The sequence below is a fragment of the Photorhabdus stackebrandtii genome, from assembly GCF_011189495.1.
Lineage (GTDB): Bacteria > Pseudomonadota > Gammaproteobacteria > Enterobacterales > Enterobacteriaceae > Photorhabdus > Photorhabdus khanii.
This window is the reverse complement of sequence record NZ_PUJV01000013.1, coordinates 13,445-32,165: the sequence shown is the minus strand read 5'-3', so window position 1 is coordinate 32,165 and position 18,721 is coordinate 13,445. Positions and strand designations below refer to the sequence as shown.

The window sequence follows — 18,721 nt, the reverse complement described above, 5'->3', positions numbered from 1 at the left end:
TACTATTAACCCACGAACCGTATGATGGCGCTTTCAAGGCGAACCAGACCTTCATCAATATCAGTAAATTTGATGTTTAATGCTGGCGCAAAGCGCAATACATTCAGGCCGGCAATCAAAGCAATTAATCCTTCCTCTGCGGCTATATTGGTTAACTGCTTCGCCTTACCCTGCCAGGCTTGATTCAATTCAGCGCCTAAAAGCAGCCCTTTGCCCCGCAAGCAGCTAAATAATTGATAACGCTGATTCAGTTCCGATAACTTATCCATGAAATATTCATGTCGCTGCTGAACTCCGGTGAGGAGCTCTGTCTGGTTAACAATTGAAAACACTTTGTTGGCAACAGCTGCTGCCAAAGGGTTACCGCCAAACGTCGTACCGTGTGTTCCCGGTTGAAAAACTTCTGCAATAGGTTGTTTTGTCAACATGGCACCGATAGGGAACCCCCCTCCGAGACCTTTAGCACTGGTAAGAATATCAGGCTCAACGCCATATTCCTGATAAGCATAAAGATACCCGGTACGGCCTACTCCTGTCTGAATTTCATCAAAAATAAGTAGCGCCTGAAAACGATCACATAATCTACGTAATTCCTGCAAAAATGCAGGATCGGCGGGAATAACACCGCCTTCACCGATAATCGGCTCGACAATCACCGCACAGGTATTTTCAGAAATGTGTTCTCTGATCGCCAACAAATCGTTATAAGGAAGATGCGTAATTTCTTGAGGAAGAGGAGCATAATCTTGTGAATATTTTGGTTGCCCTCCTACCGTAACAGTAAATAATGTCCTGCCATGAAAAGAATCTTTAAATGAGATAATCTCATTTTTATTTTTTCCATATTTATCAGCAGCATATTTTCTGGCTAATTTTAATGCTGCCTCGTTAGCTTCTGCCCCCGAATTACAGAAAAACACTTTATCAGCAAAAGTATTTTCCACGAGTTTCTTTGCTAATTTCAGCACGGGCTCATTGGTGTAACCATTTCCTATATGCCATATTTTCTCAATCTGAGAAATTAACTCATTTTTTAATTCCGGATGGGCGTGCCCTAATGAATTCACCGCAATTCCACCAGCAAGATCAATATATTCCTTGCCATCCTGATCCCATACTCTCGAACCTTCCGCCCGAACAGGTATGAACTTAGCCGGAGAAAAACAGGGTACCATATAGTGATCAAACCAACTTCTCTGAATATTTTCTAACATAGATCATTTCCCCTTAAAATAGAGAGTATTCGGACGAGATAAAACAATATGCTCCGTATCATTTTTCATCTCATACTTACACAAATTATTAATGAATGCTGAGGTAATAAGGTTGACTAAGTTGAAACCTAAAAAGCCTTAAAAATAATAAAATTACAGGATTTCGTTAATATTATGCTTATTAATCCTCATCACTATTTTCGAAAAATAGTTGCTCAGCCATTGGACAGATACTGTTGCTCATGCTTAACAAAGTCAACACAAGTCATAAACAAAAAAAATACTTTTTGATCTCGTTCAAAATTCCAAGAAGTATTTTTATGCACGACTTATGCACTTATCATGAATAAACAAGGAATAAATAATGAATAAATTAAACCTGGTACATATAGATGAGAAAAATAAATAAATAATTATTCATTAATAACGCCAGAAATTTATCTCCTTAAATGTAAAATAAAATTTGACGGAATTTAATTTTGCAAAAACTAGGGTAGATCTATAATCAAATAACAAAATAAGTGAACAATCTGACTATAACTTAATACAAAATTAACTATCTTACCAAGAAGATTAGCTATGTCTGAACTTTCTTAGATTTCAGGCAATAACAGTATCACTACCTGATCAGATTATTTGTAAAAAATTGATCGCGCCAGCCTTATCCTAATGATTTACTTGGGTAGAGAAACAGATAAGAGGCTATCCGAAGAGAATTATTTATGGGAGTAATTTCTTTCCTTATTCTGTTTTAACACAGAAACAATCCGGTATAAACAATGTATACCGGATTATCACACCAACATTAAATTATTCAATATTGATTAATTTATCAGTATTGCAGTGCCTCCTCATCACAATGCATTGCTAACGCCCTATTCAGAGCCTGAGCTAAAGCGATTCTATGTTCCTTATTCTCCATCAAACTCGCATGGTTACCCGGAACAGCAATCAACTGAAGTAAAGAGTCAGGCATTATCTGTGCCCAACCTAACGATGGATCCATAGTTAAAGGTTTTGGTTCTTCATCCATAACAAACGGATTAGGAGGCGTAGGTTCCATCGCATAAAACTGATGCAGCGTTACCGCTAATGCCTGCGGCTCATACTCTTCGACTATTTGTATATAATGTTCTCCCTGCTCCCAACGTCTTGCGACTAAATCAGGACGCAGACTGGCAGGATATAACGCCAATTCTTGTGCCGCTTCAATAAACTGCACCAAATTCAGCTCATCAATTCGCCGGTACAATGCCGCAATCTCTTCTGTGTGCTCCTCCCCAAACTGCTTTGTTAACATGGTAAAGAACAGGTGGTTGAGTTGCACAGGCTCCTCGCTGACATCATGAGGAGCCGGCGTATCAATCAATCCCAGGAAATTAACCGTCTCCCCGGCATGTAAAAGCCACTGGGCAACGGCATAAGCCAATATACCACCGGAAGAGTAACCTGCTATCCGGTACGGGCCTGTTGGTTGAACGGCTTTCATCAAGTTGATCATTCTGGCCGCATGCTCTTCCATCGTTGACATCGGTTCTTCACTGATAGACGGCCAGGGCAGCGTATAAACCGGATAGTCTGACCGGATATGTTGAGCCAGCCCATAAACATAGGAATAGTCTTCCATTCCACTGGGCACAAAGAATAATGGCAGCTCCGTTCCGCCCGGTCGCACCGATATGGCGCTGGTCTGCGGCTGAGACAGCAAATCTGAGGTGATTTTTGCAGCCAATTCGGACAACACAGGGAATTGGAACAAGGCATTCAATGTACAAATTAAACCCTGACCGGCGACAAGATTTACCATTCGAATGGCAAGCAGTGAATGACCGCCCAAGGCGAAGAAGTTGTCATGTCGGCTGACCTGTTCAATCCCCAGCAATTCACGCCAGATGTCCGCCAATGCGATTTCTGTTTCTCCTCGTGGTGCGGCGTAAATCTGACGGGCAACCGCTTTTTCGTCCGGTGCGGGTAATGCCCGACGATCCAATTTACCGTTCCGGGTCAGCGGGAAAGCATCCAGCCTGACAAACGCTGACGGTATCATATATTCAGGTAATCGGGTTGACAGATGCGAACGCAAATGTTGCGCCAATTCTTCCTCATCATCATCCGCGACCACATAAGCAACCAGACGCTTATCCTCCCCTTTACCATCAGTAACCACCAATGACTCCCGAATTGAAGGGTATTCCATCAGACGTGCTTCTATCTCTCCGGGTTCTATACGGAATCCCCGAATTTTCACCTGCTGATCATTGCGTCCTACATAAACCAGGTTACCATCCGACAAATAACGGGCAAGGTCACCTGTTCGATACATGCGGGCCCCCGGGATCGCTGAGAATGGGTCATCCAGGAAACGCTCTGCGGTCAGATCCGGCCTGTTCAGATAACCACGGGCGACACCCGCACCACCGATATAAAGTTCACCTACCGCGCCCCGCGGCACTGGCTGACCCCGAGCATCAAGCAGGTAGATACGGGTATTGTTTATTGGACGGCCGATAGGGATCTCCTCCCCTTGATAATCGGGTGGACAATGCCATGCCATTACCGCAACGGTGGCTTCGGTTGGACCATAAATATTAAAGGTGTTATACCTGCCCGCTAACGATTGCAATAACGCAGAACCCAGCGCCTCCCCTGCAAATATCAAGGTTAAATGCGTTTGTAACGGGGGGAGTTCATGGGCATTCTGAAGGACGGCAGGCGGCAAAGTCAGATGAGTAATACGCTGTTCATCCAGATAATGCCACAATGCATTCCTATCATAGCGGACATCGTCGGACAGAATATGGAGGGCAGCGCCCGCACCATAAGCCATCACAATATCCGCAACGCTGGCGTCAAAACTCATGGAAGCAAATTGCAAAACCCGGCTATCCGGTTTAACACCTAAGCGCGCAATATGGTCGATTGCCAAATTTATTACGCCACGATGTTCCACCATCACCCCTTTGGGCACACCGGTGGTACCCGAGGTATAAATCACATAGGCCAGTTGTCTTGAATTCAGTGATAATACCTGAGGGTTGCTATCCGGTTGCCCCCAATCAGTATCCGGTTCTAATACCTTCAACCCTTTCAATGCATCCTGACCCAAAGCCGTACGCCCCATCACATCTGCCACCACCATGGCAGGGGTGGCATCACTTAAAATACGACTCAAACGTTCACCTGAATACGCAGGATCCAGCGGGACGTAAGCACCTCCAGCCTTCAATATAGCCAACAACCCTATCATCATCGACGCAGAACGAGAGACACAAAGTGCAACACGTTGTTCCGGTATCACCCCCTGTGCAATAAGCTCATGGGCCAACCGGTTTGCCCGTCTGTTCAGTTCAGCATAGCTCAGTGTCTCAGCCCCACACACAAGTGCTGTTGCATTCGGTGTCTTTTGCACCTGCTGTTCAAACAACTGATGAATGCATAACGGGTCAGGATACGCGGTTTCCGTCGCATTCCAGTTTTCCAGCAACAACCTGCGCTCTGCCGGTGCCAAAATATCAATTTCCCCAACTGGCTGTTGAGGATGAACCACCATCGCTTGCAGTACCGTGTGCAAATACCCCACATAGCGCTCAATTGTTGGTTGATCAAACAGGGCCGTGGCATAACCCAGAGCCCCCACAATCCGGCCATTCTCCTCAGACAGTTCCAATTCCAGATCAAACTTAACTGTGTCTGTTTCAAGAACAGAATCAACAAGCGAAACAGCCAACTCTGGCAGTTCCCATTCCGGACTCTCATTGTTCTGCCAGGCAAACATCACCTGGAACAACGGGGTATGTGCCAGTCGGCGCGGTGGCTGCACAATTTCCACCACCTGTTCAAACGGCAGGTCCTGATGCGCCTGTGCCGCCAATGCGGTTTGTCGCACACGTGCCAGCAATTCAATGACATCCGGCGTACCCGATAAATCAATACGTAAGGCCAGCGTATTGACAAAGAAACCGATCAGGGGTTCCACTTCCTGGTGACTGCGGCCCGCACTCGGTGTGCCGATAACCACATCCTCCTGACCGGACAGGCGCGACAGGACCGTCGCCCAGGCTGACAACAAAGTCATGAATAGCGTCACGCCCTGCTGTTCGCTCAGGTGCTTAAGAGATGTCGTTAATTCCGCATCCAGATCGATAAACATAACCCCCGCGGCAAACGACTGCTGAGGTGGACGTGGCCGATCGGTTGGCAAATCCAGCAACACGGGTGCATCAGCCAGCAGGGTACGCCAATAGTCCGATTGCGCCTGAACCCGTTCAGCCGACAGCCACTGACGCTGCCACGCGGCGTAATCAGGATATTGAATCGCCAGCGGGGGCAAGGCATCACGCTGCCCGGCCAGAAAAGCCGTATAGAGCGTACTCAATTCACTTATCAGTACACCTACAGACCAGCCGTCTGACACAATGTGATGCTGGGTAAGCAGGAACCGGTATTCGTCATCTGTGAGCCGGATAAGAGAGGCACGGATAAGCGGGCCATGACTGAGATCAAATGACGTACTGGCTTCCCCGATGCTCAGATGTTCAAGCACAGTTTCAGCATCCGGTATCCCACGCAGGTCATACTGAGACAGCGGCACCCCACTGTCCGCAGCCAACAGTTGCACTTGTGGTTGACCGTCAACGGAGACGAAGACGGAACGTAACGCTTCATGACGGGCAAACAACGTGTCGAGCGCCTGCTGCCAGGCAACAATATCCAGCTGACCACACAAGCGCAGTGCCATCGAGATATGATAAATATCACTGACGCCCTCAAACTGGGCCAGGAACCACAAACGCTGTTGAGCGAATGACAACGGCAACGCCCCCTCACGGGATATCGGCAGGATGGTGGGTAATATCCTGTGCTGTTCATCAAACCGGGCACGCATTGCCTCAGCAAAAGCCATTAAAGTGGACATTTCAAACAATACACTCAGTGGCAGTTCAACACCCAGCGTCGCTATCCGGTTCATCATCCGTACAGCCAACAGCGAATGACCGCCCAACGCAAAGAAGTTATCATGCCGGCTGATCTGTTCAACCCCCAGGACTTCACACCAAATAGCCGCCAGCGCAATTTCAACTTCCCCTTGCGGCGCTTCATAGACCTGACGAGCAAAGGCTTCCTCGCCTGGCACCGGTAATGCCTGGCGATCCAGCTTGCCATTCGGGGTCTGTGGGAAGGTATCCAGGCGTACAAAGGCCGCTGGTATCATATAGTCAGGTAAAATCGCACTCAGGTGCTCACGCAACCGGGCAACTAACCCGTCATTCGCTTCCGCCATCACATAAGCCACCAGACGTTTATCCTGCCCATCCTCCCGCGCCAGCACCACCGCTTCTTGTACCGCCGGGTGTTCTACCAATCGGGTTTCAATTTCCCCCAATTCAACCCGGAAGCCGCGGATTTTAACCTGCTGGTCGTTACGGCCCAGGAATTCCAGATCACCATCCGGCAGATAACGGGCCAAATCCCCGCTTCGGTACATCCGCGCACCGGATATCGAACTAAAGGGATCCGACATAAAACGTTCCGCACTCAATTCCGGCTGGTTAAGATAACCGCGAGCCACACCGACACCACCAATATACATTTCGCCAATGCAGCCTAATGGCACTGGTTGACCGTCTTTGTCCAACAAGTAGATGCAGGTATTTTTAACCGGCCGACCAATAGAATGATCATCTGCTGGGGATAAGATGTCTTTATAGGTCGCAACCACGGTATTTTCAGTCGGGCCATACGTATTTAATAGCCGTGGACGATAAGTTTCCTGCATAAACCAATTTTGAATAAAGTTCTTTTTGACTTCCTCCCCCCCAATAATGATGAGCCTGAGGCAATCAGGCAGCGATAATGCCGGGTCTCTGACCACCAGTTCAGACCAGAATAAAGTCGGCAGAGACATCACGGTAATACGGTTTTGTCGGGTTAAGGTGATAAATTCCTGCACCGAAGCCAGCCAGCTATCATCCCGAATAACCAACGTTGCACCATTACATAATGAGGAGAAAATTTCTTCCACTGAAACATCAAAAGAGAAAGAAGCAAATTGCAGCATCCGGTCTTGTGCCGTGACAGCATAGGTCTCATTAAAACCCAGATAACGTTGATACACCGACTGATGTTCCACCATCACCCCTTTCGGCTGCCCAGTTGAGCCGGAGGTATAGATGACATAAGCCAGATGCTGTGACGTCAACGCCGGAACCTGCGGGTTGCTATCCGGCTGGTCTGGCAGGGTATTCGGGTCAAGTACCGTCAACCCGGCCAACGCCTCTTCGCCCAACGCCGCCCGGCCTGTCGCATCAGCCAAGGCTACTGCCGGAGCGGTATCATTCAGGATATACGCCAGACGTTCCCCTGGGTAAGTCGAATCCAGCGGTACATAAGCCCCGCCGGCTTTCAGCACCGCCAGCAACCCCACCAACATCGCCGGGGAGCGTGCCACACAAATCGCTACCGGCTGGTCGGGTGTGACCCCCAACGCAATCAATTGATGGGCCAGACGGTTGGCACAGGCATTTAATTCGGCATAACTGAAGGTCTGCTCTTGATACACCAGTGCCGTCGCTTCCGGAGCTCGTTCCACCTGTTGCTCAAACAACTGATGAATACATAACGCGTCAGGATAGGCGGTTTCAGTGACATTCCAGGTTTCCAGCAACAGTGTACGTTCCGTTTCCGGCAGGATATTCAGCGCCCGTACCGGCGTCTCCGGTGCCTGCTCAAGGGCCTCCACCAGACTCTCCAGCGCCTGCTGCATATAACCGCATATCCTGTTCGGATCAAACGGCTGCACCGCACTGGCCGTCAGCCCCAAAGTGGAACCCCCGTCCTCCACCGACAACCCAAAGGGATAGTTAGTGCTCTCCTGCCCGCCCAGGAATTCAATGCCATCCATCGTTTCATCCAGCGGATCCAGTTGATCATTATGCCGATAGTTCAACAGGGCACTAAAGAGAGGCGTACCGCTGGTAACCCCACTGCACCGCTGGGCCAGCGCCAGTGAGGCATGCTCATGCGCCAGCAACCCGGCCAGCCGTAAATGGGCCACGCGCACGCTGTCCCGTACCGAGGTATCATCGATATCCAGACGTAACGGCAACGTATTAATAAACAGCCCCATCCCATTATCAGCCCCTTCTCCCGCCGCCATGCGTCCAAACAGCACGGTACCAAACACCACTTTCTCCTGACCACTGGTATGTGATAACACCTGTGCCCAAGCCAAATGGCACAGCGCCGCCAGACTGACACCCAAATGCCGGGCCTGATAGCGAAGACGATCATTCAACCCAGCAGTCAGCATCCGGTAGGATGCCGTCTCCTGAGATCCATCATGATGCACATTCGCCAGCCCAAACGGCAGCGTGGGTTCATCCACCGACGCCAGCATCTCAGTAAAGAAACGGGTATGTTCCTCCTGACTGATACCCAACCGGGCCTGCGCCACCAGATTGCGGAACGGCACCGGCGCAGGCAAGTTGTCCTCCTGACCCGTAAGATACGCCAGTACTTCGCGATTCATCACATCCAGCGTGGTATGGTCACCAATCAGGTGATGCAGCAATTCCAATAAAAACCAGCGACCATCGGTCTCCTGCGCTACCACAAAACGCAGCAGAGGTGCCTGACCCAAATCAATGCGACAATGACGGGGATTAAAACGTTGAACCAGTTGATCACCCACCGGCCCATCAGCCGGGTCTAACGTCAATTCAGTGACCGACAACGGTGCCTGACGCCAGACCACCTGCGCCGGCACTGACAATCCTTGCCAGATAAAGGCAGTACGCAGAATATCGTGCCGATCAACCATCTGTTGTACTGCGGCCAAATAACGGTCCAGCAGAGGCCGGTCAGCAAAAGCCATCTGGCTGACTAACAAATAGGGATCACCTTCGGTTGCCAGTAAATGGTGAAACAAAATACCGTCCTGCAACGGTGACAAGGCATAGATATCCTGAAGATTAGCTATCCCGCCCGGTACCTGTTCAATGATGCTATCAATCTCAGGCTGAGTCAGATCAATCAACGGCAACATCGCCGGTATCAGTGTCGTCGTCGCTGGTGTAATCACATTAGCCGGCGCCATCACCGCGCAATGCCGTCCCAACGTTTGGGCCAATGCTGACAATACCGGTGACTGGAACAAATCACGCGCCGTCAGTGTCAACCCCTGGTGACGCAGGCGTTCAATCATGCGTACCGCGAGCAATGAATGGCCGCCCAGGGCAAAAAAGCTGTCATGCCGGCTGACCTGTTCAACCCCCAGTAATTCACGCCAAATAACCGACAGGGCGATTTCTGTTTCGCCTTGCGGCGCGGCGTAAACCTGACGCGCAACGGCTTCACCATCCGGCGCTGGTAGCGCATGACGATCCAACTTACCATTCGGAGTCAATGGAAACGCATTCAAACGCACAAAGGCTGACGGCACCATATAATCAGGCAAAGCGGTACTCAGGTAGGTACGCAGATTGTTCATCAGCTCCTCATCCGCTGTTGCCACCACATAGGCCACCAACCGTTTATCCCCCCCTTCACCCAATGCCAACACAGCAACCTCACGTACCGCCGGGTGTTCTGCCAATCGGGATTCAATTTCACCCAGTTCAATCCGGAAGCCGCGGATTTTAACCTGCTGATCGTTGCGGCCCAGAAACTCCAGATTGCCGTCCGGCAGATAACGCGCCAAGTCCCCAGTGCGGTACATGCGTGCATCCGGGCTATCACTAAACGGATCAAGCAGGAAACGTTCGGCGGTCAATTCAGGATGATTAAGATAACCACAAGCAACCCCATCTCCCCCGACATAAATCTCCCCTGCCACTCCCAACGGCACTGGCTGACCATGCGTATCCAACAGATAAACCCGCGTGTTGGCTATCGGTCGGCCAATCGGGATGCGGATCGCTCCCTGTGCTAATGCAGTGATACGGTATGTCGTCGTAAAGGTAGTGCCTTCACTCGGCCCATAGCCATTCAATAACTGTTGTGGCGGACTCGTGCTCAATACCTGCCCGATAACATGGGGATCAAGGGCATCTCCCCCGACAATCAGGAGCTTTATTTGCGAAAGAACCGGAGACAGCTCCGCCGCCAGCTGGTTAAACAATCCGACACTCAGCCACAGTACAGTCATTCGCTGAACCTGTAGGACTTGTACAAACTCCAGCGGTGTCAGCAAAGTGACACGATCGACCACCACTAACGCGCCACCATTGAGCAACGGTGCCCAGACTTCAAACGTGCTGGCATCGAAAGCCGGGTTAGCGGCAAAGGCCACTCGATCATCTGGTCCAATTTCAGCATAGCCATTATTGATGACCAGCCGGACCACCGCACGATGCGGCACCAGAACCCCTTTGGGTGTACCGGTAGAACCGGAGGTATACATAATATACGCTGACCCGGCGCTGGAATGCGGTAAGCCAAGGTCGAGGCGATCTTCCTCGCTGCCCGTATCTGTCTCCTCAAAGAGACGAAGCAGCGGAACAGTCAGGTTAGCCGGAATATCAGCCCGTGTATCGGTGAGCAGCAATTTGGCTGAACAATCACTTATCAGCCAGTTTTTCCGTTCATTCGGCACACTGGGATCTATCGGCACATAAACGCCACCAGCTTTAAGAATAGCTAATTGGGCCACCACCAGTTCCATCGATCGCTCTAACAGGAGCGCAACATGGTCACCGGGACAAACCCCTTGTTCGATCAGCTGACGGGCCAGCCGGTTAGCACGGGCATTCAATTCCGTATAGCTCAGGGTCTTCTCTCCCGCTATCAGTGCCGTCGCTTCTGGGGTTTTCTCCACCTGCTGTTCAAACAACTGATGGATACACAACGCTTCAGGATACACGGTTTCCGTGGCGTTCCAGGTTTTTAACAGCAACGTACGCTCCGCTTCCGGCAAGATTTTCAATGCCCGAACGGGCATGTCTGGGGCTTGCTCAAGCGCCTGCACCAGACTTTCCAGTGCCTGCTGCATATAACCGCATATCCTTTCCGGATCAAACGGTTGCACTACCTGAGCCGTCAGCCCCAGGGATTCAGCAAAATCCTCCACCGACAGCACAAACGGATAGTTGGTCCGCTCCTGTTCACTCAGGAATTCAATCCCGTCCATCGTTTCATCCAGCGGATCTGGTTGAACATTATGGCGATAGTTCAACAGGGCGCTAAAAAGGGGCGTACCGCTGGCAATCCCACTGCACCGCTGAGCCAGCGCCAGTGACGCATGTTCATGCGCTAATAATCCGGCCAATCGGGTATGGGCGGCCTGCACACTGTCCCGTACCGGCGTATCATCCATATCCAGCTGTAACGGTAAGGTATTAATAAACAGCCCCATACCATTGTCAGTGCTGTCCCCGGCCTGCATCCGTCCAAACAATACCGTGCCGAACACCACTTTCTCCTGCCCACTGGTACGCGCCAACACTTGTGCCCAAGCCAAATGACACAGGGCCGCCAGACTGACCCCAAAATGCCGGGCCTGACTGCGCAGACGATCATTCAGCTCAGGCGCCAACATCCGGTGAAACTCCATCACCAGTGAACCGTCGCGGTGCACCTCTGTCAGCCCGAATGGCAGCGTCGGTTCATCTACCTCTGCCAGCATCTCGGTAAAGAAACGGGTATGCGCTTCCTGACTCACCCCCAACCGGGCCTGCGCCACTAAATTGCGGAACGGGACCGGAGCAGGCAGGCTATCCGCCTGACCCGTAAGGTATGCCTGTACTTCGCGGTGCATCACTTCCATTGTTTCATGGTCGCCAATCAGGTGATGCAGCAATTGCAAGACAATCCAACGGCCATCAGTCTCCTGTGCCACCACAAAGCGTAATAACGGCGCTTCGCTCAGGTCGAGACGATGATAACGCGGATCAAAGCGCCGGGTTAACTGGTCACTCACCGGACCGTCAACCGGGTTCAGTGTCAGCTCAGTCACCGACAATTGGGCCTGACGCCAAACCACCTGCGCCGGCACTGACAATCCTTGCCAGATAAAAGCCGTACGTAAGATATCGTGCCGATCAACCGCCCGTTGAACCGCTGCCAGATAGCGATCTAACAGAGAGCGGTCAGCGAAAGCCATCTGACCCGTCAACAGATACGGATCTCCTTCGTTTGCCAGTAAGTGGTGGAATAAAATACCGTCCTGCAACGGCGACAGGGCATAGATATCCTGAATATTGGCTATCCCGCCTGGCACCTGTTCAACGATACGGTCAATTTCAGCCTGAGTCAGATCAATCAGCGGCAACATCACCGACGTCAGTGCCGTGGCTGCCGGGGTGATAACGTTAGGTGGTACTGTTACAGCCTGATGCTGTCCCAGAGACCGGGCCAGTTCAGACAGCACCGGAAACTGGAACAGCTCACGCGCCGTCAGTGTCAATCCCAAGTGACGCAGGCGTTCAACCACCCGTATCGCGAGCAGCGAATGCCCTCCCAGGGCGAAGAAGCTGTCATGCCGGCTGACCTGTTCAATCCCCAGTAATTCACGCCAAATCGCCGCCAGAGCCATTTCCGTTTCACCTTGGGGCGCGGCGTAAACTTGATGAGCAAAAGCTTCATTGTCCGGTGCCGGCAATGCCCGGCGATCCAATTTACCGTTAGGCGTCAATGGAAAGGCATCCAGACGCACAAAAGCTGACGGCACCATATAGTCAGGTAAAATGGCACTCAGGTGAGTACGCAAGCTGTTTACCAGCCCGTCATCTGTGGGTGCCATCACATAGGCCACCAGCCGTTTATCTGTCCCTTCCCCCCGAGCCAGCACAGCAACCTCACGCACCGCTGGATGCTCTGCCAGATGTGTCTCAATTTCACCCGGTTCAATGCGGAAACCGCGGATTTTCACCTGTTGATCGTTGCGACCCAGAAACTCCAGATTGCCGTCCGGCAGGTAACGGGCCAAATCCCCAGTGCGGTACATGCGAGCATCCGGGTTATCACTAAACGGATCAACCAAGAAACGCTCGGCGGTTAACTCAGGACGATTAAGATACCCCTGGGCAACGCCATCTCCCCCGACATAAATCTCACCGATCACACCCGGCGGTACCGGCTGCTCATACGCATCCAGCAGATAAACACGGGTATTCGCGATTGGCCGGCCAATCGGGATGCGGGTCACACCCTGCGCTAACGCCACGATAGGATATATCGTGGTAAAGGTGGTTCCCTCACTCGGGCCATAGGCTTGCAATAATTGTTGTGGCGGATGATTATCCAGCACTTGGGCAATCACCTGTAAATCCGGGATATCTCCGCCGAAAATCAGAATGTTAATCTGCGGAAGGACCGGGGACAACTCTGCCGCCAGCCGGTTAAACAGCCCAATAGTCAGCCACAGCACTGTGATGCGGTGAGTCTGCAAAGCCGGTACTAATTCCTGAGGTGTCAGCAACGTGTCATGGTCGATAACCACCAGCGCGCCGCCATTAAGCAATGGTGCCCAAACTTCAAACGTGCTGGCATCGAAAGCCGGGTTAGCGGCAAAGGCCACTCGATCATCCGGCCCAATTTCAGCATAGCCATTATTGATGACCAGCCGGACCACCGCACGATGCGGCACCACCACGCCTTTGGGCATACCCGTCGAGCCGGAGGTATACATAATATACGCAGACCCGGCGCTGGAACGCGGTAAGCCAAGGTTGATGTCATTTTCCTCGCTGCACAGACCTGTCTTATCAAAAAGACGAAACAGCGGCACAGTCAGGTTAGCCGAGATATCCGCCCGTGTATCAGTGAGCAGCAATTTGGCTGAACAATCGTTTATCAGCCAGTTTTTCCGCTCATCCGGCACACTGGGATCTATCGGTACGTAAACAGCCCCCACTTTGAGAATAGCCAGCTGAGCCACCACCAGTTCTATCGATCGCTCTAACAGAATCGCAACATGGTCATCCGGGCGAATTCCCTGTTCGATCAGCTGACGAGCCAACCAGTTCGCATAAGCATTCAGTGCCGTATAGCTCAGGGTCTTCTCTCCCGCTATCAGTGCCGTCGCCTCGGGTGTTTTCTCCACCTGTTGTTCAAACAACTGATGAATACACAACGCATCAGGATATACCGTTTCTGTGGCATTCCAGGTTTCCAGCAACAGCGTGCGTTCCGTTTCAGGCAAGATATTCAGTGCCCAGACCGGTGTTTCCGGGGCCTGCTCAAGGGCGGCCACCAAACTTTCCAGCGCCTGTTGCATATAACCGTACAAGCTTTCCGGATCAAACGGTTGCACTACCTGAGCAGTCAGCCCCAGAGTGGTAGCACCGTCCTCTACCGACAGTACAAATGGATAGTTGGTCCGCTCCTGTTCACCCAGGAATTCAATCCCGGCCATCGTTTCATCCAGTGGATCCGGTTGAACATTATGTCGATAGTTCAACAGAGCGCTAAAGAGGGGCGTACCGCTGGCAACCCCGCTGCACCGCTGGGCCAGCGCCAGTGACGCATGTTCATGTTCCAGCAACCCGGCCAGTCGCAAATGCACCTCCCGCACGCTATCCTGTACCGGGATATCATCGATATCCAGACGCAACGGCAGGGTATTGATAAACAACCCCATGCCGCTGTCAGCCCCTTCCCCCACCGCCATGCGCCCAAACAATACGGTGCCGAACACCACTTTCTTTTGACCACTGGTACACGACAACACTCGCGCCCAAGCCAGATGACACAACGCCGCCAGACTGACGCCCAAACGCCGAGCCTGACTACGTAGACGGTCATTCAACTCAGCGGTCAGCATCCGATGGAATTCCGTCTTCTGAGATCCATCACGATGCACATCCGTCAACCCGAACGGCAGCGTTGGCTCATCCACCGCCGCCAACATGTCGGTAAAGAAACAGGTATGCGCGGCCTGATTCACCCCCAACTGGGCCTCAGCCACCAGATTGCGGAAAGGAACCGGAGCAGGCAGGCTGTCCCCCTGCCCGGCAAAATACGCCTGCACTTCACGGTGCATGACTTCCATGGTTTCATGGTCGCCAATCAGGTGATGCTGCAACTCCAGTAAAAACCAGCGGCCATCGGTTTCCTGGGCGATAACAAAATGCAATAGCGGAGCCTGACCCAGATCAAGACGGTAGTGATCCGGATCAAAACGCCGGGTTAACTGGTCAATGACCGGGCCATCAGCCGGGTCCAGCGTCAGTTCTGTCACCGGCAAGATAGCCTGACGCCAAACCACCTGAGCCGGCACAGATAATCTTTCCCAGATAAACGCCGTACGCAGAATGTCATGGCGATCAACCACCTGTTGCACTGCGTCCAGATAACGGTCCAGCAGAGCGCGGTTAGCAAAAGCTACCGGATAGAGCACCAGATACGGGTCGCCTTCCTTTTCCAATATATGGTGGAACAGGATACCGTCCTGCAATGGCGACAACGCATAGATATCCTGAATATTGGCTATCCCACCCGGCACCTGGCCGACAATGTGGTCAATATCAGGCTGAGTCAAATCAATCAGCGGTAACATCGCCGGTGTCAACGCCGTGGTGGCCGGTGTAATGATATTCGGTGGTACTATCACGGCCTGATGCCGCCCCAACGTTTGGGCCAAGTTTGACAGTACCGGCGACTGGAACAGATCACGCGCCGCCAGTGTCAACCCCAGGCTACGCAAGCGTTCAATCATCTGCACGCCGAGCAGTGAATGACCGCCCAACGCAAAGAAGCTGTCATGCCGGCTTATCTGCTCAATACCCAGTAACTCACGCCAGAGAGCAGCAATGGCGATCTCTGCCTCCCCTTGTGGGGCTTCGTAAATCTGCCGGGCAAAATCGCCTTCCCCCGGCGCAGGCAACGCCCGGCGATCCAGCTTGCCATTCGGGGTCTGCGGGAAGGACTCCAGACGCACAAAGGCCGCCGGGACCATATAGTCAGGTAAAATGGCACTTAGGTGTTCACGCAAATCAGCAGCCAATCCCTCATGTGCTACCGCTACCACATAGGCAACCAACCGTTTGCCCTGTTCCCCATCCAGCGCCAGCACCGCCGCCTCTTGCACCACAGGGTGTTCCAGCAGCCGGGTTTCAATTTCACCCGGCTCAATACGGAAACCACGGATTTTAACCTGCCCGTCGTTACGGCCCAAGAATTCCAGGTCACCATCCGGCAGATAACGGGCTAAATCCCCGGAGCGATACATCTGCGCACCGGCTACCGGGCTAAAAGGATCTGGTATAAAACGCTCTGCGCTCAATTCCGGCCGGTTAAGATAACCGCGCGCCACCCCGACGCCACCAATATACATTTCACCCACGCAGCCTAATGGGACAAGTTGACCATATTGGTCCAGCAGATAGATGCGGGCATTTTTAGCCGGCCGGCCAATAGAATGCGCATCGGCTGGGGATAACACATCCTTATAAGTCACCGTTACGACATTTTCAGTCGGACCATAACCGTTCAACAGCCGGGGCCGGTGGCCTTCTTGCCTGAACCAATCCTGAATGGCGTTCTTTTTGACCGCCTCACCACCAATGATGATGAGCCGGAGACAATCCGGCAGCGGTAACCCAGTATCTCTGGCCGCCAATTCAGACCAGAACAGGGTCGGCAACGACACCACCGTAATACGATATTGCCGGGTTAAGGCAATAAATTCCGGCATCGAAGCCAGCCAACTGTCATCGCGAAGAACCAGCGTGGCCCCATTGCATAATGACGAGAAAAAATCTTCCACTGAAACATCAAATGCAAAAGCGGCAAATTGCAACAGCCGGTCTTGTGCCGTGATGGCATAAGTGTCATTAAAGCCCAAATAACGTTGATAAATCGCCTGATGCTCTACCATCACCCCTTTCGGCTGCCCAGTTGAACCGGAGGTGTAAATCACATACGCCAGATGCTGTGGCGTCAACGCCGGGACCTGCGGATTACTGTCCGGCTGGTCTGGCCGGGTATTCGGGTCAAGCACTGTCAACCCCGCCAGCGCGGCTTCACCCAGCGCTACCCTCCCGGTCGCATCAGCCAATACCACTGACGGCGCAGTATCATTTAAGATATACGCCAGACGTTCCCCCGGATAGGTTAAATCCAGCGGTACATAAGCTCCACCAGCTTTCAGTACTGCCAGCAAAGCCACCACCATCGCCGGAGAACGTTCCACGCAAATCGCCACCCGCTGGTCCGGTGTGACCCCCTGCGCAATCAGTTGATGCGCCAGACGGTTGGCCCGGCTATTCAATTCCGCGTAACTGAGGATTTGCTCTTGATATTCTAACGCCGTGGCCTGCGGAGCCAGCTCTGCCTGTTGCTCAAACAGCTGATGAATACATAACGGATCAGGATACGGGGTTTCCGTCGCATTCCAAGTCTCCAGTAACAACGTACGTTCAGCCTCTGGCAACACATTAAGCTGCCCGATGGGGATTTCATCTCCTATCTCTTTCGACGATACCAACACCTGTAAATGTTCACCCATCCGCTGAACCACTTCCGCGCTCAGACGGTTTGCATCATAGATCCAGCGGAATTCTCCCTGTGCATTCACCTGGAGCGTTAGCAATTGACCGGATACCTTCTGATCACACGGTTTGTCATCCTGTATCACCGAGACGGCGATCTGCCACGGCCAGCGGGTTGTTAATGCGGGGATAGCCTGCAATGAAGGAAAGCGAATAAGGAGATCATGACTAAATGTCTGGTGCCGCACCAACTGGGCAAGCTCATTATCAATCCAGTCAGCTACCGCCCTCCACGGCTTATCAAACGCCACCTCAATGCCCATAGGCACCACCGGCGCCAGATCTGCCAGGTTATCGTTTGCTTGCACGCCCCAACCGATTTGGAATTCGGTCTGCTGAGTCAGGCGCGCAAGGTAAATGACAAATGTCTGCAACAGTATTCGCAATGGGTCATCTTCCCCGTTTTTTGGCAACGGGGACTGCCAAAGGCTCATTGCCCATCTGGGCTCTGCTTGCTCCCTGGCGGTCTCAAAAGATAACTGGAGCGGTTGTAGAGCGGCAAGACGTTCATACCAAAATAATTCACTGGGTGTGAGTGCCTTGAGAATATTCTTTGTATTTTTAATCTGTGATGAAGTGTTATTTACATTAGTTATATTTTCTGACGTCTGTGAAAAGAGTTCGGCGTTAAGAGCACTTCCTGCTTGAGCAATGCTATCTTTCATTTACTACTCCAACGAATCTGCTAGAAATTTGAAAACTGTCATTCCTGACAGCCATCACCCGTATTTTTCTCACTTCTTGCCCCCAAGAAATAAAAACAGATACATCCGACATCTATTCAAAATATACAAATACTGGATGCCATAGCCCGGTTAATAGCCATATCATTAACAACGCTACGTACTAACTCCCCTGACAATGAAATAAATAATTCAATTTATGATCCAAAATAAAACATTTCATTTTCTCTCCTGTTTTTTAGACAAATTAGATTGATTTTCAGAAATTCTTATTGACTGACAACAAATTACACAATTAAAGACAAGCAAATTCCCTGCATTTATCATGCATATTTAA

At 51.5% G+C, this 18,721-nt stretch carries 2 protein-coding genes; both read right to left on the bottom strand.

Annotated features, from left to right (window positions below; translation table 11 throughout):
- Positions 1–5: 5 nt before the first annotated feature.
- Positions 6–1,214 carry an aspartate aminotransferase family protein gene (locus C5470_RS12570; protein ID WP_166289527.1) on the bottom strand — a complete coding sequence of 403 codons (1,209 nt, stop codon included), beginning with the start codon at positions 1,212–1,214 and terminating at the stop codon, positions 6–8.
- Positions 1,215–2,046: 832 nt separating this feature from the next.
- A complete protein-coding gene (locus C5470_RS12565) occupies positions 2,047–18,366 on the bottom strand; it encodes a non-ribosomal peptide synthetase (protein ID WP_166289524.1) in 16,320 nt (5,439 codons plus the stop codon).
- Positions 18,367–18,721: the final 355 nt, after the last annotated feature.